The organism is Citrobacter sp. RHBSTW-00029, from assembly GCF_014104295.1.
GTDB lineage: Bacteria > Pseudomonadota > Gammaproteobacteria > Enterobacterales > Enterobacteriaceae > Citrobacter > Citrobacter youngae.
Genome location: NZ_JABXRT010000001.1, coordinates 4,452,801 through 4,479,270 on the forward strand (window position 1 = coordinate 4,452,801; position 26,470 = coordinate 4,479,270).

The 26,470-nt window shown below is 55.0% G+C and carries 28 protein-coding genes; 6 read left to right on the top strand and 22 right to left on the bottom strand.

The features are described 5' to 3' along the window. The first annotated feature begins 17 nt into the window (after window positions 1-17). From HV041_RS21475 to HV041_RS21495, 5 genes are all read left to right on the top strand, one after another. Window positions 18-332: a putative quinol monooxygenase gene (locus HV041_RS21475; protein WP_048213613.1), complete on the top strand. Its 315-nt coding sequence runs from the start codon at window positions 18-20 to the stop codon at window positions 330-332. Between the two features lie 33 nt (window positions 333-365). Next, complete coding sequence (locus HV041_RS21480; RefSeq protein WP_121585170.1) at window positions 366-1,532, top strand: iron-containing alcohol dehydrogenase; 1,167 nt, start codon at window positions 366-368, stop codon at window positions 1,530-1,532. Window positions 1,533-1,894: 362 nt separating this feature from the next. Continuing rightward, window positions 1,895-2,962, top strand: a complete 1,068-nt coding sequence (locus HV041_RS21485) for an HlyD family efflux transporter periplasmic adaptor subunit (RefSeq protein ID WP_048213611.1) — start codon at window positions 1,895-1,897, stop codon at window positions 2,960-2,962. Continuing rightward, complete coding sequence (gene rbbA, locus HV041_RS21490; protein WP_121585169.1) at window positions 2,959-5,706, top strand: ribosome-associated ATPase/putative transporter RbbA; 2,748 nt, start codon at window positions 2,959-2,961, stop codon at window positions 5,704-5,706. The genes HV041_RS21485 and rbbA overlap by 4 nt, the downstream gene beginning before the upstream one ends. Beyond that, entirely contained in the window at window positions 5,706-6,830 is a 1,125-nt protein-coding gene (locus HV041_RS21495; protein ID WP_048213609.1) for an ABC transporter permease, read from the top strand. The genes rbbA and HV041_RS21495 overlap by 1 nt, the downstream gene beginning before the upstream one ends. Window positions 6,831-6,927: 97 nt before the next feature. On the opposite strand, the gene nikR is transcribed toward HV041_RS21495, so the two are convergent. The 21 genes from nikR to HV041_RS21600 form a co-directional block, all read right to left on the bottom strand. Then, on the bottom strand, window positions 6,928-7,329 hold the full coding sequence (gene nikR / locus HV041_RS21500; RefSeq protein ID WP_005121550.1) for a nickel-responsive transcriptional regulator NikR: 402 nt from the start codon (window positions 7,327-7,329) through the stop codon (window positions 6,928-6,930). A 49-nt stretch (window positions 7,330-7,378) separates the two neighbouring features. Further along, window positions 7,379-7,957: a 4'-phosphopantetheinyl transferase AcpT gene (gene acpT / locus HV041_RS21505; protein WP_048213608.1), complete on the bottom strand. Its 579-nt coding sequence runs from the start codon at window positions 7,955-7,957 to the stop codon at window positions 7,379-7,381. 1 nt (window position 7,958) lies between these two features. Next, window positions 7,959-9,188, bottom strand: a complete 1,230-nt coding sequence (locus HV041_RS21510; RefSeq protein WP_048213607.1) for a beta-ketoacyl-ACP synthase — start codon at window positions 9,186-9,188, stop codon at window positions 7,959-7,961. Continuing rightward, on the bottom strand, window positions 9,185-9,916 hold the full coding sequence (locus tag HV041_RS21515; protein WP_040231673.1) for a 3-ketoacyl-ACP reductase FabG2: 732 nt from the start codon (window positions 9,914-9,916) through the stop codon (window positions 9,185-9,187). The genes HV041_RS21510 and HV041_RS21515 overlap by 4 nt, the downstream gene beginning before the upstream one ends. Next, window positions 9,913-10,389, bottom strand: a complete 477-nt coding sequence (locus tag HV041_RS21520) for a 3-hydroxy-fatty acyl-ACP dehydratase (RefSeq protein ID WP_121585168.1) — start codon at window positions 10,387-10,389, stop codon at window positions 9,913-9,915. The genes HV041_RS21515 and HV041_RS21520 overlap by 4 nt, the downstream gene beginning before the upstream one ends. Further along, window positions 10,386-11,555, bottom strand: a complete 1,170-nt coding sequence (locus tag HV041_RS21525) for a beta-ketoacyl-[acyl-carrier-protein] synthase family protein (RefSeq protein WP_061068765.1) — start codon at window positions 11,553-11,555, stop codon at window positions 10,386-10,388. The genes HV041_RS21520 and HV041_RS21525 overlap by 4 nt, the downstream gene beginning before the upstream one ends. A 1-nt stretch (window position 11,556) precedes the next feature. Continuing rightward, window positions 11,557-12,114 (bottom strand): DUF3261 domain-containing protein, encoded by a 558-nt coding sequence (locus tag HV041_RS21530; protein WP_121585510.1) that lies wholly within the window; start codon window positions 12,112-12,114, stop codon window positions 11,557-11,559. Between the two features lie 50 nt (window positions 12,115-12,164). Continuing rightward, complete coding sequence (locus HV041_RS21535) at window positions 12,165-14,483, bottom strand: MMPL family transporter (RefSeq protein ID WP_182294266.1); 2,319 nt, start codon at window positions 14,481-14,483, stop codon at window positions 12,165-12,167. Continuing rightward, window positions 14,452-15,057: an outer membrane lipoprotein carrier protein LolA gene (locus tag HV041_RS21540; RefSeq protein ID WP_048213602.1), complete on the bottom strand. Its 606-nt coding sequence runs from the start codon at window positions 15,055-15,057 to the stop codon at window positions 14,452-14,454. Before HV041_RS21540 ends, HV041_RS21535 begins: the two co-directional genes overlap by 32 nt. After that, on the bottom strand, window positions 15,054-15,476 hold the full coding sequence (locus HV041_RS21545) for a thioesterase family protein (protein ID WP_048213601.1): 423 nt from the start codon (window positions 15,474-15,476) through the stop codon (window positions 15,054-15,056). Before HV041_RS21545 ends, HV041_RS21540 begins: the two co-directional genes overlap by 4 nt. A 3-nt stretch (window positions 15,477-15,479) precedes the next feature. After that, window positions 15,480-17,171: a glycosyltransferase gene (locus HV041_RS21550; protein ID WP_115601347.1), complete on the bottom strand. Its 1,692-nt coding sequence runs from the start codon at window positions 17,169-17,171 to the stop codon at window positions 15,480-15,482. Further along, window positions 17,162-17,515 carry a beta-hydroxyacyl-ACP dehydratase gene (locus HV041_RS21555; protein WP_121585166.1) on the bottom strand — a complete coding sequence of 118 codons (354 nt, stop codon included), beginning with the start codon at window positions 17,513-17,515 and terminating at the stop codon, window positions 17,162-17,164. Before HV041_RS21555 ends, HV041_RS21550 begins: the two co-directional genes overlap by 10 nt. Beyond that, the gene (locus HV041_RS21560) at window positions 17,502-18,863 is read right to left on the bottom strand and encodes an AMP-binding protein (protein ID WP_121585165.1); all 1,362 of its coding nucleotides are present in this window, start codon (window positions 18,861-18,863) and stop codon (window positions 17,502-17,504) included. The genes HV041_RS21555 and HV041_RS21560 overlap by 14 nt, the downstream gene beginning before the upstream one ends. Further along, complete coding sequence (locus tag HV041_RS21565) at window positions 18,860-19,441, bottom strand: hypothetical protein (protein ID WP_115601349.1); 582 nt, start codon at window positions 19,439-19,441, stop codon at window positions 18,860-18,862. Before HV041_RS21565 ends, HV041_RS21560 begins: the two co-directional genes overlap by 4 nt. Before the next feature lie 6 nt (window positions 19,442-19,447). Then, complete coding sequence (locus HV041_RS21570) at window positions 19,448-19,699, bottom strand: acyl carrier protein (RefSeq protein WP_121585164.1); 252 nt, start codon at window positions 19,697-19,699, stop codon at window positions 19,448-19,450. 12 nt (window positions 19,700-19,711) lie between these two features. Further along, window positions 19,712-19,969 carry a phosphopantetheine-binding protein gene (locus HV041_RS21575; RefSeq protein ID WP_048213596.1) on the bottom strand — a complete coding sequence of 86 codons (258 nt, stop codon included), beginning with the start codon at window positions 19,967-19,969 and terminating at the stop codon, window positions 19,712-19,714. Further along, window positions 19,950-20,765, bottom strand: coding sequence for a lysophospholipid acyltransferase family protein (locus HV041_RS21580; RefSeq protein WP_061068760.1), 816 nt, complete (start codon window positions 20,763-20,765; stop codon window positions 19,950-19,952). Before HV041_RS21580 ends, HV041_RS21575 begins: the two co-directional genes overlap by 20 nt. Further along, window positions 20,762-21,484 (bottom strand): beta-ketoacyl synthase chain length factor, encoded by a 723-nt coding sequence (locus HV041_RS21585; protein ID WP_048213594.1) that lies wholly within the window; start codon window positions 21,482-21,484, stop codon window positions 20,762-20,764. The genes HV041_RS21580 and HV041_RS21585 overlap by 4 nt, the downstream gene beginning before the upstream one ends. Before the next feature lie 40 nt (window positions 21,485-21,524). Next, a complete protein-coding gene (locus HV041_RS21590) occupies window positions 21,525-22,586 on the bottom strand; it encodes a class I SAM-dependent methyltransferase (RefSeq protein WP_040231691.1) in 1,062 nt (353 codons plus the stop codon). A gap of 68 nt (window positions 22,587-22,654) precedes the next feature. Continuing rightward, window positions 22,655-23,032, bottom strand: a complete 378-nt coding sequence (locus HV041_RS21595) for a hypothetical protein (RefSeq protein WP_122973906.1) — start codon at window positions 23,030-23,032, stop codon at window positions 22,655-22,657. Window positions 23,033-23,503: 471 nt separating this feature from the next. Beyond that, on the bottom strand, window positions 23,504-24,550 hold the full coding sequence (locus tag HV041_RS21600; protein ID WP_048213592.1) for an AI-2E family transporter: 1,047 nt from the start codon (window positions 24,548-24,550) through the stop codon (window positions 23,504-23,506). A gap of 133 nt (window positions 24,551-24,683) precedes the next feature. On the opposite strand from HV041_RS21600, the gene HV041_RS21605 reads away from it, so the two are divergent. Then, entirely contained in the window at window positions 24,684-25,901 is a 1,218-nt protein-coding gene (locus HV041_RS21605; RefSeq protein ID WP_003827545.1) for an MFS transporter, read from the top strand. 3 nt (window positions 25,902-25,904) lie between these two features. Here the strand turns inward: HV041_RS21605 and HV041_RS21610 are convergent, their stop codons facing one another. Continuing rightward, window positions 25,905-26,462, bottom strand: coding sequence for a DcrB family lipoprotein (locus tag HV041_RS21610; protein ID WP_101742578.1), 558 nt, complete (start codon window positions 26,460-26,462; stop codon window positions 25,905-25,907). Window positions 26,463-26,470: the final 8 nt, after the last annotated feature.

Below are 26,470 nucleotides of genomic sequence, written 5' to 3' on the forward strand. Positions count from 1 at the left end.
ACACCGGGAGTCCGACCATGGAGAATTCACAACTTTTTGTTATTGCACATTATTTTTCTCGTAAGGGAATGGGAGACAAGGTCAATGATGCGCTCAGACTGCTTGCCCAGGCCTCGCGTCAGGAGCCTGAAAACATCACCTATGAGTTTTTCCGTTCTACGGAAGACGGCGATCGCTTTGTGATTATTGAAACCTATCGTTGTCCTGAGGGTCTCGAACTTCATCGACAAACGGAGCATTTTCAACGTATTGGCGTTGGGATTATCAACCCGTTGCTTGAGCGTAAAGAGGTGAAAAGCTTTCTCACTCATGCCGATACACCGCGTAGTTAAAAGCTGGCCATTTTTACTACCAGGAGTACATCAATGAACAATGTCATGAAGGATTTTACGTTTTCAACTGTACCGGAAATTATCGTCGAGTGGGCGGGAGCATCACGAGCAGGGGAGATTATTCAGCCGCGATTTAGCGCGCGTCGCGTGTTGTTGGTGACCGACCCCGGACTGGTCAAAGCAGGGATTCTGCCGCCTGTTTTGCATAGCCTGCAAGAGGCAGGGTTTCAGGTGACGGTCTATGATCGGGTCCAACCCGATCCGCAGGAACGTCTTGTCCGGGAAGCCTTACAGGTTGCTCGTGATGACCATTGCGACATGGTCATTGGTCTGGGCGGCGGCTCCTCGCTGGATGTCGCGAAGCTGGTGGCCGTGTTAATCAACTCTGAGCAAGATCTGCAGGCGCTTTACGGTATTGGCAAAGTTTCCGGGCAGCGTCTGCCGCTGATTAACATCCCTACCACGGCAGGGACGGGCTCAGAAGTCACTAATATTTCGATTTTGACGACCAATGATGACAGCAAAATGGGGATTGTCGCACCACAGCTATATGGCGATTTGGTGCTGCTGGATGCGCAATTGACGCTTGGACTTCCTCCGGTTCATACGGCGGCGGCTGGCATCGACGCGATGGTGCATGCCATTGAGGCTTATACCGGTAAACATAAGAAGAACCCCATTTCGGATGCGCTGTCGCGGGAAGCATTACGCTTAATTAGCCGCCATCTGGTGACTGCCTGTCGTGATGGGAACAACCGTGAAGCGCGAGAAAATGTTCTGCTGGGCGCGATGCTGGCAGGCCAGGCTTTTGCCAATTCCCCAGTGGCCGCAGTGCATGCGCTGGCTTATCCCCTTGGCGCACGACACCATATTCCACATGGGTTGTCGAATGCGTTGATGCTGATTCCGGTGCTGCAGTTTAATGCGCCAGTCGCTGCGCCGTACTATGCCGAGCTGGCTGCTGTTATTGGCGAGGAGGTGTCGGGGAATATGGAGAAAGATGCCGCGATATTTATTGCTGCGATGGTACGCATTATTGCTGAATCGGGTGCACCGAAAAAGCTGCGCGATGTCGATATACCTGCTGAAACGCTGGCGATATTGGCTCAGGATGCCATGCAGCAGACTCGTCTTCTGGATAACAATCCTGTTCCGCTCACGGCAGATGATGCGTTGCGGCTATACCAACACGCGTTTTAAACAGAACACTCGCCAAAAGCTTGTCCGGCGAGTGGATTGCCGGACACTGTTTTGCCCGATGACATCGCGAGAACAACCGAATAGACATATCGAATCCAGGTGTTAGTATTCAATAGATAGCAGTTATGAGTATGCGTGTTTCATTTCCGGCCAGGAACGCTGATGATGACAACATTACTACCCGATTTCACAGCATTTTCGTCATTCACTTCCTTCGCGGTATGCGTTGCTATAACGCCTGTCCGCTCTTTGGCCATCGTTTATCATTCCTTCTCATCCCGGATGGAATCTCTCACTGAATAGCAGTTCAGTGGGTTTTGTGACACGCATCGTTTGATAACAGGGATTACGGCGGGTCGAATATGGATAAGATTAAGCGTCATCTGGTGTGGTGGGGCGCGGGTATTGTGGTGGTGGTTGCTGCAATAGCATGGTGGATGTTGCGTCCTGCGGGGATACCGGAAGGGTTTGCCGCCAGCAACGGCAGAATTGAAGCCACTGAAGTGGATATTGCCACCAAAATTGCCGGACGTATTGATACGATCCTCGTATCGGAAGGGCAGTTCGTTCGTCAGGGCGAGGTGCTGGCGAAAATGGATACCCGCGTGCTGCACGAGCAGCGGCTGGAAGCGGTCGCGCAAATCAAAGAAGCGGAAAGTGCAGTTGCGGCGGCACGGGCGTTGCTGGAACAACGGCAAAGTGAAATGCGCGCCGCGCAGTCGGTGGTAAAACAGCGCGAGGCGGAACTGCAGTCGGTCTCTAAACGTCACGTGCGCTCCCGTTCGCTATCCCAGCGTGGGGCCGTGTCTGAGCAACAGCTGGATGACGACAGGGCTGCGGCGGAAAGCGCGCGCGCGGCGCTGGAATCCGCCAAGGCGCAGGTCTCTGCGGCAAAAGCCGCAATTGAAGCCGCCCGTACCAGCATTATTCAGGCGCAAACCCGCGTAGAAGCCGCGCAGGCCACCGAACGTCGTATTGCCGCTGATATTGATGACAGCGAGCTGAAAGCCCCGCGCGATGGTCGCGTGCAGTACCGTGTCGCCGAACCGGGCGAGGTGCTTTCCGCGGGCGGGCGCGTGCTGAATATGGTCGATCTCAGCGATGTCTACATGACATTCTTCTTGCCGACCGAACAGGCTGGCCTGCTGAAGATTGGCGGTGAAGCGCGACTGGTGCTGGATGCCGCACCGGATCTGCGTATTCCGGCGACCATCAGCTTTGTGGCTAGCGTCGCGCAGTTCACGCCGAAAACGGTTGAAACCAGCGATGAACGGCTGAAGCTGATGTTTCGCGTCAAAGCGCGTATTCCACCAGAGCTGTTGCAGCAGCATCTGGAGTACGTGAAAACCGGTCTGCCGGGCATGGCCTGGGTGCGTCTGGATGAAAATCGCCCCTGGCCTGACGACCTGGTGGTGAGGTTGCCGCAATGACGCATCTGGCGCTGGTTCCCGTTCCTCCCGTGGCGCACCTTGACGGCGTGAGTCAGCATTACGGGAAAACGGTAGCGCTGAACAACATCACGCTGGATATCCCCGCCCGCTGTATGGTGGGGCTGATTGGCCCGGATGGCGTCGGAAAATCGAGCCTGCTGTCGCTTATTTCCGGTGCGCGGGTGATTGAACACGGCAACGTGATGGTGCTGGGCGGCGATATGCGCGACCCAAAACATCGCCGGGATGTCTGCCCGCGTATTGCCTGGATGCCGCAAGGGCTGGGTAAAAACCTGTACCACACGCTGTCGGTGTATGAGAACGTCGACTTCTTTGCCCGGCTGTTTGGTCATGACAAAGCGGAACGCGAAGCGCGGATTACCGAGCTATTGAACAGCACCGGACTGGCGCCGTTTCGCGATCGTCCTGCCGGGAAACTCTCGGGTGGGATGAAGCAAAAGCTGGGGCTGTGCTGCGCGTTAATCCACGACCCGGAATTGCTCATTCTTGATGAACCCACCACCGGGGTAGACCCGCTGTCCCGCGCCCAGTTCTGGGATCTGATTAACAGCATTCGCCAGCGTCAGACCAATATGAGCGTGCTGGTCGCCACCGCCTATATGGAAGAAGCCGAGCGCTTTGACTGGCTGGTGGCGATGAACGCGGGTGAGGTATTGGCCACCGGCAGCGCCCAGCAGCTACGAGAACAAACCAACAGCGCCACGCTGGAGCAGGCGTTTATTGCGTTGTTACCTGAAGCGCAGCGTCAGGCGCACAAACCGGTGGTGATCCCGCCGTATCACGCTGAGCAGGAAGAGATTGCCATTGAGGCGAAAGATCTGACCATGCGCTTCGGCAAGTTTGTCGCCGTTGACCACGTTAACTTTCGTATTCCCCGCGGGGAGATCTTCGGCTTTCTCGGCTCCAACGGCTGCGGTAAATCCACCACCATGAAGATGCTCACCGGTCTGCTGCCCGCAAGCGAAGGTGAGGCGTGGCTGTTTGGGCAAGCGGTTGACCCGAAGAATATCGATACCCGCCGCCGGGTAGGCTATATGTCGCAGGCGTTTTCGCTCTACAGCGAGCTGACCGTGCGGCAAAACCTTGAGCTACACGCGCGACTGTTCCATATCCCCGAAGCGGAAATCCCCGGGCGGGTACAAGAGATGAGCGAGCGCTTTTCGCTGACCGATGTCGAAGACACGTTGCCCGGTGCGCTGCCGTTGGGGATCCGTCAACGCCTGTCGCTGGCGGTGGCGGTGATCCATCGCCCTGAAATGTTGATTCTTGATGAGCCGACCTCCGGGGTCGATCCGGTGGCAAGGGACATGTTCTGGCAACTGATGGTCGATCTGTCGCGTCAGGATAAAGTGACCATTTTTATCTCCACCCACTTTATGAACGAAGCGGAGCGCTGCGACCGTATGTCGCTGATGCACGCCGGAAAAGTACTCGCCAGCGGCACGCCGCAGGAGCTGGTGAAACAGCGTGGTGCCGCCAGCCTGGAAGAGGCTTTTATCTCCTGGCTACAGGAAGCAGCAGGCCCGGCGCCGGAAGCGACGCTTTCGCAAGCGACTGCTCCGCTGGTGCATGAAAACAGTCAGCCGCCGCGGCAGGGCTTTAGCCTGCGGCGCTTGTTCAGCTACAGCCGCCGTGAAGCTCTGGAGCTGCGGCGGGACCCGGTGCGTTCAACGCTGGCGCTGATGGGGACGGTGATCCTGATGCTGATCATGGGCTACGGCATCAGCATGGACGTGGAAAATCTGCGTTTTTCGGTGCTCGATCGTGACCAGACCGTCAGCAGCCAGGCGTGGACGCTGAATCTGGCGGGATCGCGCTATTTTATTGAGCAGCCGCCGCTCACCAGTTATGACGAGCTGGACAAACGGATGCGTTCGGGCGAAGTGGCGGTAGCAATAGAGATCCCGCCAAACTTTGGCCGCGATATCGCGCGTGGCACGCCGGTGAAGATTGGCGTCTGGGTCGATGGCGCAATGCCGAGCCGGGCCGAAACGGTAAGGGGTTACGTACAGGCGATGCACCAGACCTGGCTACAGGACGTGATGGCGCATCAACCCAATGCCAGTGGGCAAAACGGGCTGATGACCATTGAAACTCGCTATCGTTACAACCCGGATGTGAAGAGCCTGCCGGCGATTGTTCCGGCAGTGATCCCGCTGCTGCTGATGATGATCCCTTCCATGCTCAGTGCCCTCAGCGTGGTGCGCGAAAAAGAGCTGGGATCGATTATCAACCTGTACGTTACACCCACCACCCGCAGTGAGTTTTTGCTCGGCAAACAGTTGCCTTATATCGTACTGGGCATGCTGAACTTCCTGCTGCTGTGTGCGCTGTCGGTGTTTGTGTTCGGCGTCCCGCATAAGGGCAGCTTTATGACTCTGACGCTGGCCGCGCTGCTGTACGTCACCATTGCCACCGGACTGGGGTTGTTAATCTCCACGTTTATGAAAAGCCAGATCGCCGCCATTTTTGGTACGGCAATTATTACGCTGATCCCGGCGACGCAGTTTTCCGGGATGATCGACCCGGTCGCCTCGCTCGAAGGACCTGGACGCTGGATTGGCGAAATTTATCCGACCAGCCATTTTCTGACCATTGCGCGCGGGACGTTCTCTAAAGCGTTGGATCTGACGGATCTCTGGCAGCTGTTTATGCCGCTGGCGGTAGCCATTCCGGTGGTGATTGGTTTGAGCGTATTACTGCTGAAAAAACAGGAGGGGTGATGCGCCGACTACGTAATATTTATAACCTCGGCATCAAAGAGTTACGCAGCCTGCTGGGCGACAAAGCGATGCTGACGCTGATCGTCTTTGCCTTCACGATTTCGGTTTATTCTTCCGCGACCGTCCTGCCGGGTTCGCTGCATCTGGCGCCGATTGCTATTGCCGATATGGACCAGTCACAGCTGTCGAACCGGATTGTGAACAGCTTTTATCGCCCGTGGTTTTTACCGCCGGAGATGATCACCGCCGATGAGATGGATGCCGGGCTGGATGCCGGACGCTACACCTTCGCCGTGAACATTCCGCCTGATTTTCAGCGCGATGTGCTGGCAGGAAGACAGCCGGATATTCAGGTTAACGTCGATGCCACGCGGATGAGCCAGGCCTTTACCGGCAACAGTTATATCCAGAATATCATCAGCGGCGAAGTGAACAGCTTTGTGGCGCGTTACCGTGACAACAGTGAGCCGCCGGTGGCGCTGGAAATGCGCATGCGCTTTAACCCCAATCTGGAACCTGCCCGTTTTGGCGCGGTGATGGCAATCATCAACAACATTACCATGCTGGCGATTGTGCTCACCGGCTCGGCGCTAATTCGCGAACGTGAGCACGGGACCATTGAGCATCTGCTGGTGATGCCGGTAACGCCGTTTGAGATCATGATGGCAAAAATCTGGTCGATGGGGCTGGTGGTGCTGGTGGTTTCCGGTCTGTCGCTGATGCTGATGGTAAAAGGTGTGCTTGGCGTACCCATTGAAGGTTCGATACCGCTGTTTATGCTGGGCGTGGCGCTAAGCCTGTTCGCGACCACCTCGATCGGTATTTTTATGGGCACGCTGGCGCGCTCCATGCCGCAACTGGGATTGCTGATGATTCTGGTGCTGTTGCCGTTACAGATGCTCTCCGGCGGCTCCACGCCGCGTGAAAGCATGCCGCAGGCCGTACAGGACATCATGCTGACGATGCCGACTACCCACTTTGTCAGCCTGGCGCAGGCGATTCTTTATCGTGGCGCAGGGTTCGGCATCGTCTGGCCGCAGTTTCTGACGTTGCTGGCGATTGGCAGTGCGTTCTTCCTGATAGCGCTGCTGCGCTTTAGAAAGACGATTGGCACGATGGCGTGAACATTATTGCCGGATGGCGGCTACGCCTTATCCGGCCTACAAACGAGAACGGGTGTAGGCCGGGCAAGCGAAGCGCCCCCGGCAACGAAACAGGTAATTACTCTTCTTTCGGCAGGCACTGCAAATGACCGTGGCGCACTCCGCGCTGGGAAATCACATCATCGGCAAAATGCTGAACATCGCCCATGTCGCCTTTTAGTACGGCGATTTCCAGGCAGTCGTCATGGTTGATGTGAACGTGTAGCGTAGCGACCGATAAATCATGGTGATGGTGCTGCGTCGAAACAATGCGGCTGGCCAAATCACGCTTCTCATGTTCATAAACATACGAGAGTACCGCGAAGCCCTGAGTGCCATGCTCCTGGGTCGTTTCCTGCGCCAGCGCACCACGCAAAATATCGCGAATCGCTTCAGAACGGTTGTTGTAACCACGGCGCTGGCTCAGGCTATCCAGCGTTTCCAGTAAATCGTCATCGAGAGTAATGGTGACTCGTTGCATCTGCAGTTAACCTTTCATGTCGCGCGTTGGCGCACAGGGAATGCGGGAGTTACAGCCTCTGCACGGCGTCGGCTGTCAGGGTAAATGGCGTTGGCGTGCACACGGCCAGACTCAGGGTTTCGAGCTGGCACTGGCTAACGGAGAGCGAGGATGTCAGTGTAGTGCTATCGACGCTGACAATTTGCCAGGCGCTGCCGCCACGCTGCTTAACGATGGCTTCTTTGCGCGTCCAGATGCGCCAGAAAGCCGCCAGTTGGTGTTCCGGATGTTCTGCTTCGATTTCGGCATGTTCCCCAAGACTGAACACCGTATTCGCCAGCGTCTTCCAGTTTTCGCGCGGGCGCACGACTTCAATATCGCAGCCCACTTCCCCTTCGTCGCTAAGCAGCAGAGCAATGTCATCACCGCTGTGGCTAAGATTGAACCACAGCGGCGTGTCGGCTGAAAAGGCCGGTTTTCCTTGCTCGCCGTAGACGATATCAGGCAATGGGGAAAGGGCATGGGAAAGCAGCACGCGGCCAGCCAACCAGCGTGCGCGGCGAGCACCCTGCGGTGCCTGCTCATAGAGCGCATGAGGCAGCACGCCGGTGCTTAAATCAGAAACTTTCCCTAGAACGATCCGGTACATATCACGGCCAACGTTTGATGATGATAGAAGTATTGATGCCGCCAAACGCAAAGTTATTGCTCTGCAAAAACTCGCAATCAATCTTGCGGGCTTCACCCATAATGTAATCCAGCGCGCCACAATTGGCATCTGGCTGACTCAAATTCAGCGTAGGCGCAAACCAGCCTTCACGCATCATTTGCAGACTCATCCAGGCCTCCAGTGCGCCACAAGCGCCAAGGGTATGCCCAAAATAGCTTTTAAGCGAGGATAGCGGCACATTATCACCATAAATTGCGGCAGTCGCCTGACTTTCTGCAATATCGCCACGATCGGTAGCGGTACCGTGCGCTGAAATATAGCCGATATCCCGGGCGCTAATACCGGCCATGCTCAGCGATTTTTCCATGCAAATCTGCATTGTCTCACGCTGTGGCTGGGTGATATGGGCAGCATCGCAGTTAGTGGCAAAGCCGACGATTTCACCGTAAATCGTTGCTCCGCGCGCTTTAGCGTGTTCCAACTCTTCCAGCACCAGCGTACCAGCACCTTCCCCGATGACCAGACCATCGCGTTTTTCATCGAATGGGGAGGGAGTGGTTTTCGGTTCGTCGTTGCGCTGGCTGGTGGCGAACAGCGTATCAAATACGGCGGCTTCGGAAGGGCACAGTTCTTCTGCACCACCGGCAACCATCACAGTTTGATAACCGTGTCGGATGGCTTCCCATGCGTAACCAATTGCCTGGCTACCGGAGGTGCAGGCGCTGGATGTCGGGATGACTCGCCCACGCAGGCCGAAAAACAATCCGGTGTTAACAGCCGTGGTGTGCGGCATCATTTGCACATAGGTCGTGCCGGTGATGTTATTGGTGTGCTTCTCGGTCAGCATGGTCGCGAACTCACTCACCGGCCCGGTGCTGCCTGTGGAGGAACCGTATGCTATTCCGGTTTCACCGTTGGTCAGTACCCGATCGCCAATCAGTCCGGCTTGTTCTAACGCCAGTTCTGATGCGCGAGTGGACATCAGCGACACGCGACCCATGGCGCGAATGCGCTTGCGGGTATAGTGTTCCGGCAGAGTGAAGTTATCGATCGGCGCACCCAACAGCGTGTGCAGTCCGTCATAAACCTGCCACTCCGGCATTTTGCGTACCGCATTTTCATACGCCAATAGCCTGGCTGAGACATCCTGCCAGTTTTCCCCAAAGGCGGTGACGCCGCCCATGCCTGTAATCACGACACGACGTGTCATAACATCCCTCCATTGATGGAAATCACCTGGCGAGTGACATAGCCCGCCACATCCGACATTAAATAACTGGCAAGCCCGGCCACTTCTTCAGCCTGACCTATCCGTTTCATGGGGATCATCGACATCGCCTCTTTCAATGCGGCTTCTTCCATCTCGATCATCCCGGTATCAATCAGTCCTGGTGCAATACAGTTTACGGTAATTTTGCGTTTTGCCAGTTCGATGGCCAGCGCTTTGGTGGCGCCAATAATACCGGCTTTTGCTGCACTGTAATTAACCTGACCGCGGTTGCCCATCACGCCGGATACCGAAGACAGTGTGATGATACGCCCCCCCTGGCGTGCGCTAATCATCGGCATAATGCACGGATGAATGACGTTGTAAAAGCTGTCGAGGTTGGTGTGGATCACCGCATCCCAGTCGTTATCGCTGAGCGCAGGGAAGGCGGCATCACGCGTTACCCCGGCGTTGCTGACAATGCCGTACCATGCGCCGTTAACCTCAATATCGTGCTCCAGTACTTCACGGCATTGCTCGCGATTGGCAACGTCAAACGTCAACAGACGCCCTGCGCCGCCAGCGGCGAGGATAGCCTCCAGCGTGTCTTGTGCACCTTGTGTATCGCGATGATAGTGCACGCCGACCACAAAGCCGTCTGCCGCCAGTTGTCTGGCGATGGCGCGACCGATACCTTTGCTGGCACCCGTAACTAAAACTGAACGACTCATGTGGACGCTCCTTGTTGAAATAGCGTGTTAATTTCTTCTGTTGTCGGCTGGAAGGTGTTGACGCGACCGGTTGCCAGCGTCTTGTTGTCTGCCTGAATGACGCATTCAAAGCTACCGAATCGTGCATCCTGCATCAGCAATTTGACATGAATGCTCAGCCGCTTTCCGGCAGGCAGAACACCCGCAGCACAGACTAACTCGCGTGCGCCCAGCACCATACCTAATGCAATACTCGCCTGACCGTATTGCTGGCGGTGCCAGCCAGACCAGACGCCAATGGTCTGCGCCATTAATTCCAGTGCGAACCAGCCGGGCAGATTGCCATCGGGGTCGAGGAAAGGGGCCAGTACACTGTTTGCCGATACCGTCACGTGGCAGGTGGCGGTTTCGTACGCCACACTGACGACCTCTTCAAGGAGCAGCATCGGCGCGTCATGCGGTAAATAATCGCCCGGTGATAAATAGTGGCTCATGAGATTCTCCCGAGCAGGATGCTGGCATTATTACCGCCGAAGGCGAACGAGTTAGATAAGATTACCGGGCGAGTCAGCGGCTGCGGTTGTTCAATGATGCCGCAGGGTGGCAATGTTTCATCGCGCGGCGACTGGCTAAAATCCTGCGGTGGCAGGGGCAGGTTGCGTTGCAGAATCAGCATACTGATTGCTGCTTCGGTGATCCCCGCCGCGCCCAGCGTGTGCCCGGTCAGGTGTTTGGTTGAACTGCATGGGACCGTGTCGCCAAATAGCGTGCTTACGACGTTGGACTCAATCTGATCGTTGAGCGGAGTGGCCGTTCCGTGCAGATTGATATAGCCCACGTGTTCCGGTGTCATTCTTGCGTCGTTAAGTGCCTGGCCTATGGCGCGAATGGCACCTTCTCCCTGCGGGTGGGGAGCCGAAATATGGTATGCATCGCTGGATTCGCCGACACCCAGCAGCGCAATGGGCTGTGGCTCGCGGGTTAATACCATCAATGCGGCGCCTTCGCCGATGGTGATCCCATTGCGGTCGCGGCCAAACGGCTGACATCGCGTTGGGGAGAGCGATTCCAGACTGTGGAAACCGTTGATGGGCATCCGACTTAGCGTATCGGCACCGCCGACAATGGCAATATCCACCAGACCAGATTCGATTAAGCGACGCCCGCTCATGATTGCCCGTGCACTGGACGAGCAGGCGGTTGAGAGCGTAAAGGCCGGGCCATCCAGCGCCAGCCAGTGGCTAAGAAAACGCGACGGATCGCCCAGTTCCTGCTGCGGGTAGCGCCAGTCGGTGCTCTCTTTGTCGTTGAGCATCAGATCAACGTGAACGTCACCTTCATTCAGACCGGAGGTGCTGGTGCCGAGAACGACAGCAATACGATCGCGGCCAAACCGGGCGATAGCGTCGTCTACCTGTGGCTGGATTTGTGCCAGTGCAGCCAGCAGTAGCTGGTTATTGCGCGAACGATGTGCGCTAAATTGCTGAGGGATCGCGGGCAGATCACCGTCAACGCCTGCTAATACGGCGGGTGGATGTCCTTGTAGCCAGTTCGCGCGCGGACGCATTCCCGGCGCTATGCCACGTGTGAGGTTGGCGGCGATTTCATCGGTGTTATTGCCCAACGCGTTAATCATGCCAACGGCAGAAATGTAGATCATCTCAGTCACCCAGGTATTGAATGGTGATGTGGTATTTAAATACGTGCTGCTCAATGCTGATCGGTTCGCGTTTTCCTTTGCGATTCATATACGTGATTTCCGTGACCAGTTTGCCGCGGCTATTGCGCAGTTCACGTGTATCGCCCGTATCGACGAGCGTCCAGCCTTGAGGTAATTGCGGTTGCCAGGCGCTAATTGGCCAATGACTAAGCATCACGTCAGCCAGCACCTGGCTTGCGGGCGGCAGTTGCGGAACGATGATCGATTGTTCGGTGTGCAATCCTTTTTCATCGTAAGTCACGAGGAACAGGCGAATGCCAACTGATGACAACCCGGCCAGTGTGATTTTCTTATCATCAGCATTAAGCATGACCAACAGCGACTGCGTTTTGCCGTTAAAACTTCCGGTCAGCAGCTGTTGTGAATTCACCGCGGGAGAAATCCCCGGAGCAGGTAGCGTCACACGTGTTCCCGGCTCTAACCAGGCTTGTGGGCGGCCTTGCTGTTCCGGCTGTGTGTGGCTGCAACCGGAAAGAATCAGTGCGGCGAGCGCTATCATTAACGGCCTGATAAGGCGAATCCGCCACCCGGCAAAAAATGTCGATAACATCATCTTTTTTTCTTCTCTCTTTTCGTTGGCATCGCCAGCGGTGACAGCAAAAATGCAGTGAAAATACCGCTCACCAATACAATGCCAAAACTGCTGATTGCCTGAGTGGCGCTAAAGACCAGCATGCCGAGCGTCAGGAGCGTAGTCATCATCGCCAGTGTGATAGCCAGTAGCGACGTCAGTGGCGTACCGCGTGGATTACTGAAAAACAGCGTGTAGTTAATGCCAATCCCCAGCACCAGCACCAGTGCCAGCAGCGAGAACAGGTTGAGCGCGTGCCCACTCAGAGCCAGTACCGCCAGACCACAACCTAAAGACAGCACTGAGGGGACCAGGCTAGTTAAGCCCTTACGCCAGCCAAGTCGAATGACGGCACCACAGGCAATTACTGCCAGCGCAACGCATAGCAAGCCCGTCAGAATATGGCGATACAGCGCAAACAGAGTGTCAAAGCTGCTCTTACGATCCACCCACGCAACGCCGGAATATTTTGTGCTGAGCGTGTTTAAAGCATCACTTTGTTTCACTCCTTCAACGGGAACCAGCACGCTGCTTTCACCGTCTGCCAGCGACAGCCACAGTAAGCGCCAGCCTTCACTGGCCGGGCTGGAAAGCCAGGCATCGACGGTGACCGGCATGGCGCTAAGATCGGGTTTCACCGTTGTCAGCCCGGCGCTGTTTAAGGCTTTTGTGACGGCGGGCGCGGCATCTTTTAACAGGGTGAGATCCTGCTGCTGCCGGGCGAGCGAATTTAACGGAATAGTGCGATATCCGCTGAGTAATCCGTCTTTTTTTGCCTCTTCCAGCGCGGGAGTAAAGGCTTCCAGTCGCTCCAGCGTTTGTTGAGCGGATTTGCCGTACACGACAAACCACTTCTGGTCGACGCTTTGCCCGGTCAGGGCGGTAATTGCTTTTTCCTGAGCGAGAATGTTCTGCGGCAGCGCCTGTAACTGGGAGATATCATCGTCTACGCGTAGCGTTGCCATGCCTGCCAACGAGAACAACGCGAGCGCCACCGGTAGGCCAACGGATAATTTCTTATTCCGCCGCCAGGCGGCAAGCCAGCGTAGCATGAGTACCATTGCCGGAACCGGGCGCACCGGCAACCTGTGACACAACCATGGGTGCCAGAAAATGACCGTCAGGCACGAGGCACTCAGACTCACCGCCGCGAATACCGCCATCTGGCGAATACCGGGGAAGGGGGCCAGCATCATAATCAGATAAGCCGCCACGGTAGTGAGCAGTGCCAGGAGCAGGGCATTGCGTACTTTGGCAAGGCTTTGCCATGGCGATGTTTCTGCACCGTGCACCATCCGCTCGGTCAAATAGTAGAGCGTATAATCGGCGGAAATACCGATGATGCTCATGCTCATCACCAGCGTCATCAGATGGAGTTCGCCAAAAATCAGCAACGTGACGACGGTTCCCGCCAGCGCGCCAATACCAATTGAAATCAGGCACAGCAGCAGCGGACGCAGCGAACGAAACACGGCCACGATGAGCAGGATCACCCCGATCACGGTCGCTATGCCTAGGGTCGAGATATCCTGTTTCGCCTGCTGGCTGGCGTAATCGCTGTAGAACAGCGTTCCGCGAGACAGTAATTGTGCCTGCGGATAGTGGGCTTTGAACTCACCTTCCAGCGTATTCAGCGTGGTGACCAATTGGTGCGTCTGTTGCATATCAAACGATGAGCCGGTCAGCTCGCCATGTAACAGATACCAGTAGTTGCCTTGCTCGTCCTGAGTGACCAGCCAGCCGTCCATCAGGCGTAAACGCTGGCCATTTTTGGCCATGGCCAACTGCGAGCCGCGCATCAGCATGAGGGGATCGTTTTGCAACTCTTTGCCGCTGACGCCGGAGAATGCGGAGTAAAGCTGGGACAGGATCCACTGGGCCTGGGCTTCGCCGCCGTTTTGCAGACGAGCGCGGGTATCGTTATCTATCAGGCCGTTACGGTGTTTCCAGAAGAAAGCCCCCCATGCCTGCTGGCTGTCGGCGTCCATCGGGCCTTTCACCTGGGCCAGCGCGTGCGATTTTTGCAGCAGCGTCAGCCAGTCTTGCGCCGCCGACGGGTCCGGTTGCTTACCGGAACTCACCAGCCAGACCAGTTGCCGGTCGAGGCGCTGCATAAAGCCTTCGTTCAGGCTCGGGGGAATGTCGCCCATTGCCTGTTTTGGCAGCATGGCCAGCACGCTGCTATTGAGCCTGGCCTGCGGGAGTAGCGTCAACAAGACGCCCAGCATAATCAGGCAGGCGAGCCCCCATAACAGCGCGGGACGTTTACTGGGCGGCAAAGCGTTGGCGTTCATCATCGGTCAGTTGCGCTGGCGTCAGTTGGTGTTGGGAAAGCGCGATATCGGTGCGATCGCCCTGCTTGTCATTGAGCTGAATGCTCTCCAGGTAGGTCTTACCAGCTAAATCAATCGTCGCGAAAATCTTATCCAGTGGCGTGGTGATTGGCGTCAGGCGTAACGTCCAGCGCCCCTCCCCTACGTCGGTAAAGGTCACGCGGAAGTTTTGCTCCAGCACCTTACGATCCGCCTGGAATAATGCACGTAGCAGATGATTGAACTGGAACATTTGCGGGTTGTTTTCGGCGGTGATGGTCTGCGGTGGCTGACCGTTAATCACCTGAACCATCCGCTTATCATCAAGCAACAGTTGCATCGGGAACGGCGCGGTTTGGTCCCACAACAGACCCTGGTCACGGGCGATCAGCATTTTGCCCTGAGACCGCAGCGGCTGCGGCAGATCTTTTATCGTCCGGGTTTGATCGAAATGGGCGCGAACGACCGGCTGTTCGGTAAAACGCTGTTGCAGGTCATCAAGCGTCAGAGCGCTGACAAAAGGGCTGATGAGCAGCACCAACAATGGCCATAATTTCATGGCGTCACTCCCATTCGTTCAAACAAAATATCCGGGCTGACAAAGCACAGCTCACGGCTTTTTTCGTCCACGGCGACCTGGATGGTATAGCCCGTTGTGGCGCGTTTTCCTGTTTCAGCATCGAAAATGTCGTAGTCGATACGCAGGCGATTTTCGAACTCTTTAATACGGGCACGCACACGGATACGCTGCTCGAAAGTCAGGGCGTTGCGATACTTCACCCGGGTGTCGACCACGGGCCACAAATAGCCGGACGCTTTCATCTGCCGATAACCGTAATTGAATTGGTTCAGCAGTGCCTCGCGGGCAATCTCGAAATAGCGGAAGTAGTTGCCATGCCACGCTACACCCATCATATCGACGTCGTGAAACGGAATAGTCAGCTCGACTTCAGCCGTAAAGCGGGGATCGTTAAGCACCCTTTACTCCTTGTCTTTGGTGTCCGGCAACTGCCAGAAATCGAAAAAGTTAAACCAGTCGAGTGGCGACTGAAGTGCATAGTGCTCAAGGCGTTCGGCGTAGCGATCGACGGTATTCTGTAATGCCTGTTGTCGGGTGGCACGCGGCAAGAGCAGCGGGTCAGCAAATGGTTCGCAGTGGATGCGTAGTTTCTCCTGCTGGCGCAGGGCGAAAATCAGATCCACCGGACAGCGTAAAATAGACGCAAGAATGAACGGGCCCTGTGGGAAGGGCGCAACTTGCCCCATAAAGCGGCTCCAGCAGACACGCCATTCGCCGCCACGTTGGGTAGTGACTGCGATGCGATCGCCAACGATGGCGATCCATTCGCCACGATCCAGTTTCTCTTTGAGCAGAATGGCGGTATCCGGGCCAATATCGTTCACCGGTAGCAGGTTTAACCCAGCCTGCGGGGCCATCTCTTCCATAATTTTTTTAAAGCGTTGGGCGTTATCGCTAAATACCAGCGCATTGATTGTTTTACTGCCCTGTAGCTGGGCGAGTGCCCGACAGGCTTCGACATCGCCCAAATGTGAGGCCAGCAGCAGTTTTCCTCGCGGGTCGCTGACATTTAGCGTCTCTTCTGCGCCTGGTGCAAAAACAACATCGCGGCCGACGTGCAGCTCACCGCGCCAGCTGGCAATTTTATCCAGCATCGCGCCGCCAAAACGCAGGAAATGCTGATAACTGGTCAGGTTTGACGGTACTGGCATCCGGCGTGCGATCAGTTGCGCCCGTACGCGGCGAATCCAGCTCTGAGAGGCTTTTCGGGCAGTTGATGCGGTGAGCCAGTAAACGCCGACTACCGGATACAGTAGCAGGGAGAAGGCTTTGCGACCCAGTAAACGCCAGACCAGCAACATCAGACGCATTCCCCACAGCCCTTTGACTTCCTGCTGCTGCGCCCAGTGTGTTGATGAACGACGAAAAAGCAGGGAGGGGATGCGTGGCAACATGCCAAAAAACAGGCGAGTGTGCATTAATGAAATGCGCAGATTGTCTTTGAGCGCGTCAAAATGGGATAGCCCGTCCTGCGGATAGATGACTCGTGTGGGGATAAAATAGCTGGGGTTGCCTTGCCAGTAGAGACGCACCATCACTTCGGTATCAAAATCCATCCGTTTGCCGAGCGTCACGCGCTGTGCCAGTTGCAGTGTAGGTGTCACCGGATACACCCGGAAGCCGCACATGCTGTCTTTTAGCTGCATCGAGAGCGTTTCTATCCACACCCAGATGTGGGTTACCCAGCGTCCGTACAGGCGCGAGCGAGGGACAGAATCATCGTAAATCGGTTGTCCGGAAATGAGCGCTGCCGGATGTTCTTTTGCCAATGCAAGTAGTCTGGGAATATCTTCAATGGCATGCTGACCGTCGGCATCGACCTGCACGGCATGACTGAACCCGGCATCTGCCGCCGCCTGAATTCCGCTAATCACCGCCGCGCCTTTGCCTGCGTTGACCGGCAGGCGAATTAACGTCAGATTGCCGTATTCTGCCGCCAGGCGTGCCAGTTCATCTTGTGTGGTCTTGTCGCTGCCATCGTCCACCACAATGCAGGGGAGATTGAATGGCTGAAGACGATCCAATACGCCCGACATCATTGCGCCGTGGTTATAGCAGGGGATCAACACGCACGGGGAAAACGTCAGCGACATAACCGAATCTTCCCGCTGCTGGCGGTATGGCGCGCTTCACCGTCGTGGCGCTGATAACTAAAAGAGAGCATCTGACGTTCTTCCTGCCAGATCAGACTCAGGGTGATGGTGGTTCCAGGCAATAGCGGTGACTGGAACTTCACGTTCTGAATACTGTGAAAACGCCAGCCAGGGACCAGCAACGTGGTGGCGTAATGCATCGCCCAATCCAGCTGTGCAACGCCTGGCAGTAGTGGCTGCACGGCAAAATGCCCGCTGAACCAAAACAGCGAAGGGTCGAGATGTAAAACAATCTCAGCCTGTTGAGGCTGTGCCTGATGGCGCTCGATTTCATGGGGTTTCATGAAATAACTCCTGTAATTGCGCATAGACACGCTTGTTCATACTGTTGACCGGAATCTCATCAATCACCCGCCAGTAGCGGGGAACGGCGACCGGCTCCAGCCAGGGCAACAGCGAACGTCGCCAGGTCAGTTCTTGCTGTTTTCCTCCGCATGCGAGCCAGCGTTGGTGGGTTTTGTCATCCAGTACCAGCAGGACGCCAACGCCCTGGCGTCCCCCGCGTGAGACCGGCAATGCCGCGACATCACGGATACCGTCCAGTGCCAGCAAGCGTTGCTCCACTTCGCTGAGTGAAATGCGTTTCTCTTCAATCTTGACGACTCGCCCGCGCCTGCCCATCAGGCGAAACTGACCATTTTCGGTAAATTGCAGAATATCATCCAGCAACAGGCCATCATCAGCGGTAATTAGCGGTGAAAATACACGAAACGCGTCATTTTCTGGCTGAAATCTGACGCCGGGAAAAGGCAGCCATGCCACATCATCTTGATGGCGATAACGCCACGCAAGGATCCCGGTTTCAGTGCTGCCGTAGATCTCATCGGGCCAGACATTCAGCCAGTCAGCAGCCTGTGCGACGTCCTGCCAGGGCAGCATACCGCCCGCAGACAGAATCAGTTCGACCGGCGGCGGTGCCAGATGGTGGTCGAGGCGTTTCAGAAACGCCGGACTGCTGATAAACGCATACCGATGCTCATGGCTCAGCGCCGCCAGTTGTTCGGCATACCATAGCATTGCCGCGTGCAGCGGCAGACCTAAGGCCATTGGCAAGAAGATACGAAACGTCAGACCATACAGATGTTGCGGAACCACTGACGCGACCACCCGGCAACCTGCGAGACGATCGGCAAAGCGCGTCGCGAGCAATGCCGCTTCGCTATCCAGGCGAGCGATCGGTTTGATCACGCGTTTCGGCTGGCCGGTCGAACCGGAAGTGAACAGCTCCACAAAGGCATCGCTGCGTATTGCCGGAAACGTGATGTCGTGGGTTACGGATGCCATGGCAGTACTGACCACCCGCAGTGTCCCCTGCCATTCCAGCGCTTTATCGCTCAGTACGCCGTCAAACAGCCTGTGCTGCTCGTTTAACAACGAAACGCGACAGTGCCCTGGGATCACCGGCGTTTTGCCAGCATGGAGCGTGGCCAGCAGCGCGACGATAAATAAATAGCTGTTCTCGAAGCACAATGCCCAGCGTTCACCTTCCTGCTGCTGCAGGTACGTTATCAACTGGGCCACATCATGGCGCAGATGACCCAGCGTCCAGGTATGCTCTTCCTGCCACGCAACAGGGACGTCGTTCGGGCGTGGGTCACAGAGCCATTGAGCAAGTGTGAGGGGCTGCTTCATTGGGTATCTCGTTTTATCACCAGCTGGCGAACTAACCACTCGCCGGCCATCAATGTTCCCATCAGCAGATAGGAAACCATACCGTTCCAGGTCGTCCACAGGGTCATATCGCCATTCAGTGCGGTAAAGAGCGCAACGCTGCCGTTGATGATGAAAAAGGCGCACCAGATTTGTGTCACACGGCGTGTGTAGCGTACTCCTGTCTCGGGCAGATTTGGGTCGCGCAGCCGCGCCAGGCGTTCAACAATGGGCATCGCGGACCAAAGCGATCCGCCAAAAACCGACAGCATCACGGCGTTTACCACTACCGGATAAAACAGCAGCAACTGATGCGTTTTGAGCAGATAACTGGCAATGCACAACGTGATACCCGCAACCGCCACGACCTGTGTTACAACGCGCAACGGCCCCGCCTGTCGCCGGGTCTGGCGAAAGCGTAAAAAAAGGAGTAGCGCCATCAACGGTAGCAACCAGTGCAGACTGTTATGCGCAAGGCCAAACCAGATCAAAAACGGCCAGGCCAACAACAGTAGGCCTGTTAGCAGTTGTACGACTGGCAGCGAGCGAGTGCCCGACACGGTGAATTACGCTTCTTTGAGAAGGCGTTCTACCGCGTTGACGACATCTTGTACGGTGCGTACTGCTTTGAACTCTTCCGGTTTAATTTTCTTACCGGTTTTCTTTTGCAGATGCACGATCATGTCGACGGCGTCGATGCTGTCGAGTTCCAGATCTTCGTACAGGCGCGCCTCAGGCTTAATGTCCTGCGGGTCGACTTCAAATAGCTTGACCAGCAGTGATGAGACTTCTTCGTAAATGGCTTTTTGTTCGGTCATAACGGACTATCCTCAGGCACGTTGCGCGTGAATGAACGATGCCAGCGTGGCGACGGAGAAGAAGTGCTGGCGCATTTCTTCGCTCTCTGCTGAGAGGACCACGCCATACTCGTTTTTCACCGCCAGCCCAAGCTCCAGGGCGTCGATTGAGTCCAGACCTAATCCATCGCCAAAGAGTGCCGCTTCGGTATCAATATCGTCAGCTGTCAGTTCGTCGAGATTCAATGTCGTTATAATGAGATTTTTGATTTCAAGATAAAGCGCTTGCATCATTAATTCCTGAAAGAGGTAAAGTACCTGGTTGTAATTGAAGCAAAAGATGCCGGTTCAACTGCCTTGCGGCCAGCGCCGGTTCTTGTGAATTTGCGTCGTAAAATTGGTCGATCTTAACCCGTTCGTGTACTGAAACGGTAAACATGGGCTTTATCGATGGGACGTCGTACCATTTGCTTTCTTTATCCAGCATTTGTTCGCTGCAGCTTATGGTTACGATGCGTAAATCGCTGCTGCAGCGTACGGCGATATTCGCCGCACCACGCTGTAACGTCATTTCCTCTCCGGGGCGTGTACGGGTTCCCTCGGGGAAAATTAAAATGGTATCGCCTTGTTCCAGACGTTGCTGGCACGCGGGTAACAGCGCATCAGCCTGACTGTTAATCAGATAATCTGCTGCCCGGACCACGCCGCCAAGAAACGGGTTTTTTAGTAATGCGCTTTTCACCAGACAGTCGGTTTCTGGCATGACCGAGGCCAGTAGCACGTAGTCAATGAGCGTCGGATGATTGGCGACGACCAGGCACCCTTGTTCGTTGCGTAAAATGTCTCGTCCTGCAATCTGGTAATCCAGCACGCCAAGTCGCTTCGCCACCGTTAAAAAGAGGCGAAAACTGGCAGCAATGCTGCGTCTGGCGATACGCCGACGTCGGGCTTTATCCCATACTGCGATGAGCAATACGTTAAACCAGACAGTAGAAAGGAGGAGTCCGCCGAGGCCAAACAGGGCAAAGCAAAAACCGGTCATCACCAGTCGCCATACCCAATTAAGCCGCAGGAAAATCGTGTTCATCCCTGACTCCACTGCCACTGTACGCGCTCGCCTGGCAGGGTAAACGCCGCGGTATCTTGCAAATAATGTTGTAAAAACAACAGGCTTTGTGGCAATGGCGTCTCACCTTGCGCGCAGTGTGGACGGGTTTCGCATTGCCAGCGATCACCGGATTCAATAACCAGCGCGACGGCAAACGGCCATGTCGGCATATCAGGCGGCAACTGTGGATGATAAAACTCGGGCAGAAAACCGTCGAAATCGACCATCAATACGCGCTGATATCCCGCCTGCAACAGCCCGATGACTTCGCATAGCCCCTGCTGGAACGTATCCCTGCCAGCGGAAAGCGAGGAGGAGACAATCGGCTTTTTCGCGGCGATGGTCAGGTTTCCCACGGCAGAATTATGCACAGAGAGGGCGAAATCGGTTGGTGAGAGAGCCTGCTCAGTCGCCAGGGCGTGCAGGATCCTGTAGTTACGCTCCAGCTCACCATGGCGGCTGGTGTACAACACGGCATCGATATCATGACGGCGTAGCATCGCCAGCCCGCAATCAACGGCCAGTTTGCTACCGGAGCTGAGGCGGCGAGCCGTCATCATCGGTAACTCGCTGAGTTTAGCCAATGGCGCGGTGGGATCGATGGCGTGCGAAAACCGTGACCATTCATGCCACTGTTCTGTTTCGCTTAATCCTGGCGCCTTGGCCTGCCAGTCGATAATGTTGAAAGCAAATTTCATCAACGCGTATCCGCGGTAAATCGGTTGTTCCGATTGTTTCTTATTTTTTCTTCTGACATATCAATAAAGTATGCCCAACACCTAAGTTGTCGTGGCGTTCATCTACCTGAAAACCTGCCTGATTCAGATAGTGATAAAACTTCTCTACGCTGTAGAAGCGGCTGTTGCCATTCGCCATACAGGTAAAATAAAGCGAAGACGCATTCAGGCTAAATGAGGCCGCTTCAAATTTTTGGGCATCCCAAAACAGTTCCATAATGCACAGCTTCGCGCCCGGTTTCATCACCCGAGCAATGTTGCTCAGAATGGCGATAATTTGTTCCGGGGAAAAACAGTCCAGAAATTGGCTCATCCACCAGATATCTGCCTCTGCGGGTAAAGGCGAGTCGCTAAGCATATCCACAGCATGGAAATTTATGCGATGGGATAATCCCGTATTTTCGATATTTTCGCGGGCAAGTGCAATTTGTTGCGGCAAATCTAATAGAGTGACTGCAATATTGTCATCATGTTGACAACAACGTAATGCCCATTTCCCGGTATTTCCGCCGACATCGTACAGGGTTGCAGGGGCGCTGGCGAATACATATGGCAATGCGGCATCAAATGCGCCATCTGAATAGTAATGATCGAAAGCGAACCAACTTTCACGCGCAGCCAGGGGTAATTGCGACAGTGCAGGATAGATTGTTGGCCAGTCGCCAAAAATTTTTAATCCCGCGGGCTTCCCTTCTTTCAGCGCATTCTCCAGATAGAACAGTCCCTGATAACAAACATCCTGGGTGAAATCCATATTCACACGCGTCATCGTGTCATGTAAAAGGAAGTGGCCGACTTTAGCGAGGTAATAATATCCTTCTTTGTGGGTAATAATTCGCCCACTTAACCCCATATCCAACAGGATGCTGGCGGCATATTCGTTGATGGTGCTGTTTTCGGTAATTTCGTCGAGCGTGGCGCCGCGTTTACCTTGCTTGTCCAGCCAGGTGAGTACTCCCGCATTTCGCAGACACAACGCGGTTTGAAAAAGCATAGGGGCAAAGGCGATACGTTGTGCTTCAGTAATGGCATCCAGTGCGCTAAGCGAATCCTGTTCGTACATGTGGGGACAACCTGTTAAATGGCAGAGAGTAAGAGTATCGGGCCTTTTCGGCCCGACTTTAGGCGTAATTACAGATTGGCACCGGCTGACAGATTGAGCTGGATGTCTTTATCCAGATTGCGTACCCAGCGGTTGTAGTTTTTATGAATTTTTCCACCAGAAGCCTGCAGGTTAAGGCTGCTGTCGTATTTAATGTCATAGCTGGTGGCGGTATAGGTGATACGGACTTCAGCCACATGATCGCGGGTCTGTTGGCGTGCTTTAATGACACCAGGACCGGCTTCAGACATGACCCATTGGCGTTGAATGCCCGCTTTCAGAATGGCGGTTTTAACCTGATCCTGAGTGTGCCCCGCGCTTACGCTGGTGTGAACTTGATCGATCGGCGCAGTACGTGCACATCCCGCCAGCGCACCGACAACGGCAATGGCCGCAAACCACTTAATATACTGTTTCATTAAAACTCCCTCTCAAAGTACTGTTTATACGTGTTTAATAATAAGCTTCGAAATAATGATCACCCTGCAGTTCCCGTGATTTTATTTAAGCTAAATCAGCATTTTATTTCACGTGTCCGATAGCAAGGCGATGAGGTTGCCGGATGGTAATATTCGGTGACTTTCTTCAACGGAAATTTTTCAGCGTAATCATCGGCGAGAAGTATAGATTTTTAGATAAAACGTATCAAATAAAATAACCTTTAAATATAGGCAGATAGTTTGAGTTAAATGCTGTGGGGGGATTCATTATTCTTATGTGGTTTGGCAAAGACATCCGTACGTTGACTTATGTATTTTCTTTATTAAAAAATGAAATCCTTTTCACTCTTTATTTAAGATAAATTGCGATATATACCTGTATGGATATCAGTTTAACGGGCATATAAAAAGATAAAAACTACCTCGGTTGGTAGTTTTTCAGGGTAGCCGACTTTTGGGTCTGCCGGGACCCAGCAAAATGGCCAGTTTGCTGCCACCAGTGGTGGTTTCCATCCAGATTTTACACACGCTGGTTAACGGCACAGAGAGCAGCATGCCTACCGGGCCGAGCAGCCATCCCCATACCAACAGAGAGAGGAAGACGATTAGCGTCGATAATCCCAGGCGATGCCCCATCATGCGCGGCTCGAGGATATTGCCAATCACCATATGCACCACCAGAAACAGCGCGCCAACCAGTACGCATTCGTAAATGCCGTTGAACAGCAGCGCCTGAATCATGGGCGGCACGGCGGAAATAACCGAGCCTATATTGGGCACATAATTGAGCAGGAAGGCCAACACGCCCCACATCAGAGCAAACTGAATCCCCATCAGCGCCAGTCCCAGCCAGACGATAGCGCCAGTCCATAGGCTGAGCAACGTTTTCAGTGCCAGATAGTGAGATACGCCCTTGAGCGCCCGATGCAGCCCTGCAATATGGATTTGTGGGTTGTTCAGCGCAAAGCGCAGCTTATAAGGAACATGGCGCACCTCAAACAGCATAAAGACGACCGTCATCACCAGCAGAACGACGCTGGCCATGGCGCCAGAGAGGCTGGTCATCAGTGTGGTGGTGAAGGTCATGAGTTTATCGGAATCGATACGTTGCAGGATGCGCTCTGGCGACATATGCAAATTCAGAAAGGGCACCATCTCTTGCAGATACAGGACTTTGCGCGTCAGCTCCTTATTGTATTTGGGTAGCATAGCCATGAATTCCGTGATCGAAGACGCCAGAACGCCGATCAGTGCCGTGAGGACGAACAGCATGACCACCACTACGAGCGTAATGGCTACCGGGCGACGTACTCCCCGGCGAATAAACCAGGTGACCAGCGGATTCAACACAATGGCAAAAAAGAGAGCCAGCAGCAGTTGCACAATGATATCCGCCGCGGCATGAATACCGGCGAGGATCACCACCAGCGCGGCCAGTTTAAGTAAAATGTGCAAACCTGTTTTGTCAGGCTGAATGGTTGTCATGTCTTCTTCCTGTGTGCATTTTTGCATTAAGTGTAGCGGCTGGCTTGCTGCCGATATTCCTAATCTGGTTACTGATTTCTGGGCTGCAACATGGTAGAAATGAAACACTGTTGTGAATATGTGGTGACCCTCCATGCCCGAACCCGTCGCTGAACCGACGCTGAGCGGTTTACGCCTTAATCTGCGCATTGTCTCCGTGGTGATGTTTAACTTCGCCAGCTATCTGACCATCGGCCTGCCGCTCGCGGTATTGCCGGGCTACGTCCATGATGTGATGGGATTCAGCGCCTTTTGGGCTGGACTGGTCATCAGCCTGCAATATTTCGCTACGCTGCTGAGCCGTCCGCATGCCGGTCGCTATGCCGATCTGCTGGGGCCAAAGAAGATTGTGGTATTCGGGCTGTGTGGCTGCTTTTTAAGTGGTCTGGGCTATTTGCTGGCTGGATCAACGAACGGCTGGCCGTTGGCTAGTCTGCTGCTGCTGTGTCTGGGGCGGGTGATTCTCGGGATCGGGCAAAGCTTTGCCGGAACTGGCTCTACGCTGTGGGGCGTGGGGGTAGTTGGCTCAATGCACATCGGACGGGTGATTTCCTGGAATGGCATCGTGACCTATGGCGCGATGGCGATAGGTGCGCCGCTGGGCGTTCTGTTTTATGCCTGGGGGGGCTTACAGGGGCTGGCGCTGACCGTGATGGGCGTGGCGCTGTTGGCGATACTGTTGGCGCTCCCTCGTCCTGCGGTGAAGGCCAGCAAAGGCAAACCGTTGCCGTTTCGCGCGGTGCTCGGACGCGTCTGGTTGTACGGCATGGCGCTGGCGCTGGCCTCGGCCGGCTTTGGGGTGATCGCCACGTTTATTACCCTGTTTTACGACGCTAAAGGCTGGGACGGCGCGGCTTTCGCGCTGACGCTATTTAGCTGCACGTTTGTCGGTACTCGTCTGCTATTCCCAAATGGCATCAACCGGTTAGGCGGGCTGAATGTCGCGATGATTTGCTTTAGCGTCGAGATTGTCGGGCTGCTACTGGTCGGGATGGCTTCCATGCCGTGGATGGCGAAAATCGGCGTTCTGCTGGCTGGGGCCGGGTTCTCGCTGGTTTTCCCGGCGCTGGGCGTGGTGGCGGTAAAAGCGGTCCCACAGCAAAACCAGGGCGCTGCGCTGGCGACCTACACGGTATTTATGGATTTATCGCTGGGTGTTACCGGGCCGCTGGCTGGGCTGGTAATGACGTGGGCGGGCGTGCCGGTTATCTATCTGGCGGCAGCAGGGCTGGTGGCGGTGGCGTTATTGCTGACCTGGCGGTTAAAAAAACGGCCTCAGGTGGTGTCACCGGAGGCCGCGTCATCGTCTTAACCGTTACTGGATAACCAGCGTGTTAATGATGTTTTCTGCGGTAGTCTGCGCCTTTTGCTGATCGTCAGCAGGCAGCGTGATTTGCAGGGTCAGCAGTTGGTTATCCACTTTGCCCAACACCACAGAAGAGTAAGCGGTCTGGCCTTTAGCCGAGATGATGCTGTCTAACTGCTGCAGCGTGTGGCCTTTCAGCTCAATGGATTTATTGGTGACGACCTGCAACTGCGGGTCACGGCTACGCTGCTGATCTTCCAGACGTTTTGCCAGCACAGCCAGGTCTTCGTTGGTGTTGTCGCCAACAATCACAATCACCGCTTTCTGGCCGGTTGCGTCAGAATAGACGTGCATATTGTTCGCCTGAGTGCCCAGCTTGCCGCTCTGATCGGTCATATCCGCTGGCAGGGAAAAACTGAGTTTGCCGTCGAGCAGGCTGACCGGTTGTCCGCTGGCGCTACTTTCTGCGGCAGCTTTCTCTGCTGGCGCTTTTGTATCGCTATTATCACAGGCCGCAAGCCCCATAACCAGCAGGCCAATACCGACATATTTAACCAGATTGCGCATTGACTTCT

Bases quoted from the DNA above. Each gene is read 5' to 3' on its own strand.
- HV041_RS21475 (WP_048213613.1), top strand. From the start codon at position 18: ATGGAGAATTCACAACTTTTTGTTATTGCACATTATTTTTCTCGTAAG.
- HV041_RS21480 (WP_121585170.1), top strand. From the start codon at position 366: ATGAACAATGTCATGAAGGATTTTACGTTTTCAACTGTACCGGAAATT.
- HV041_RS21485 (WP_048213611.1), top strand. From the start codon at position 1,895: ATGGATAAGATTAAGCGTCATCTGGTGTGGTGGGGCGCGGGTATTGTG.
- rbbA (WP_121585169.1), top strand. From the start codon at position 2,959: ATGACGCATCTGGCGCTGGTTCCCGTTCCTCCCGTGGCGCACCTTGAC.
- HV041_RS21495 (WP_048213609.1), top strand. From the start codon at position 5,706: ATGCGCCGACTACGTAATATTTATAACCTCGGCATCAAAGAGTTACGC.
- nikR (WP_005121550.1), bottom strand. From the start codon at position 7,329: ATGCAACGAGTCACCATTACTCTCGATGACGATTTACTGGAAACGCTG.
- acpT (WP_048213608.1), bottom strand. From the start codon at position 7,957: ATGTACCGGATCGTTCTAGGGAAAGTTTCTGATTTAAGCACCGGCGTG.
- HV041_RS21510 (WP_048213607.1), bottom strand. From the start codon at position 9,188: ATGACACGTCGTGTCGTGATTACAGGCATGGGCGGCGTCACCGCCTTT.
- HV041_RS21515 (WP_040231673.1), bottom strand. From the start codon at position 9,916: ATGAGTCGTTCAGTTTTAGTTACGGGTGCCAGCAAAGGTATCGGTCGC.
- HV041_RS21520 (WP_121585168.1), bottom strand. From the start codon at position 10,389: ATGAGCCACTATTTATCACCGGGCGATTATTTACCGCATGACGCGCCG.
- HV041_RS21525 (WP_061068765.1), bottom strand. From the start codon at position 11,555: ATGATCTACATTTCTGCCGTTGGCATGATTAACGCGTTGGGCAATAAC.
- HV041_RS21530 (WP_121585510.1), bottom strand. From the start codon at position 12,114: ATGATAGCGCTCGCCGCACTGATTCTTTCCGGTTGCAGCCACACACAG.
- HV041_RS21535 (WP_182294266.1), bottom strand. From the start codon at position 14,483: ATGATGAACGCCAACGCTTTGCCGCCCAGTAAACGTCCCGCGCTGTTA.
- HV041_RS21540 (WP_048213602.1), bottom strand. From the start codon at position 15,057: ATGAAATTATGGCCATTGTTGGTGCTGCTCATCAGCCCTTTTGTCAGC.
- HV041_RS21550 (WP_115601347.1), bottom strand. From the start codon at position 17,171: ATGTCGCTGACGTTTTCCCCGTGCGTGTTGATCCCCTGCTATAACCAC.
- HV041_RS21555 (WP_121585166.1), bottom strand. From the start codon at position 17,515: ATGAAACCCCATGAAATCGAGCGCCATCAGGCACAGCCTCAACAGGCT.
- HV041_RS21560 (WP_121585165.1), bottom strand. From the start codon at position 18,863: ATGAAGCAGCCCCTCACACTTGCTCAATGGCTCTGTGACCCACGCCCG.
- HV041_RS21570 (WP_121585164.1), bottom strand. From the start codon at position 19,699: ATGACCGAACAAAAAGCCATTTACGAAGAAGTCTCATCACTGCTGGTC.
- HV041_RS21575 (WP_048213596.1), bottom strand. From the start codon at position 19,969: ATGCAAGCGCTTTATCTTGAAATCAAAAATCTCATTATAACGACATTG.
- HV041_RS21580 (WP_061068760.1), bottom strand. From the start codon at position 20,765: ATGAACACGATTTTCCTGCGGCTTAATTGGGTATGGCGACTGGTGATG.
- HV041_RS21585 (WP_048213594.1), bottom strand. From the start codon at position 21,484: ATGAAATTTGCTTTCAACATTATCGACTGGCAGGCCAAGGCGCCAGGA.
- HV041_RS21590 (WP_040231691.1), bottom strand. From the start codon at position 22,586: ATGTACGAACAGGATTCGCTTAGCGCACTGGATGCCATTACTGAAGCA.
- HV041_RS21600 (WP_048213592.1), bottom strand. From the start codon at position 24,550: ATGACAACCATTCAGCCTGACAAAACAGGTTTGCACATTTTACTTAAA.
- HV041_RS21605 (WP_003827545.1), top strand. From the start codon at position 24,684: ATGCCCGAACCCGTCGCTGAACCGACGCTGAGCGGTTTACGCCTTAAT.
- HV041_RS21610 (WP_101742578.1), bottom strand. From the start codon at position 26,462: ATGCGCAATCTGGTTAAATATGTCGGTATTGGCCTGCTGGTTATGGGG.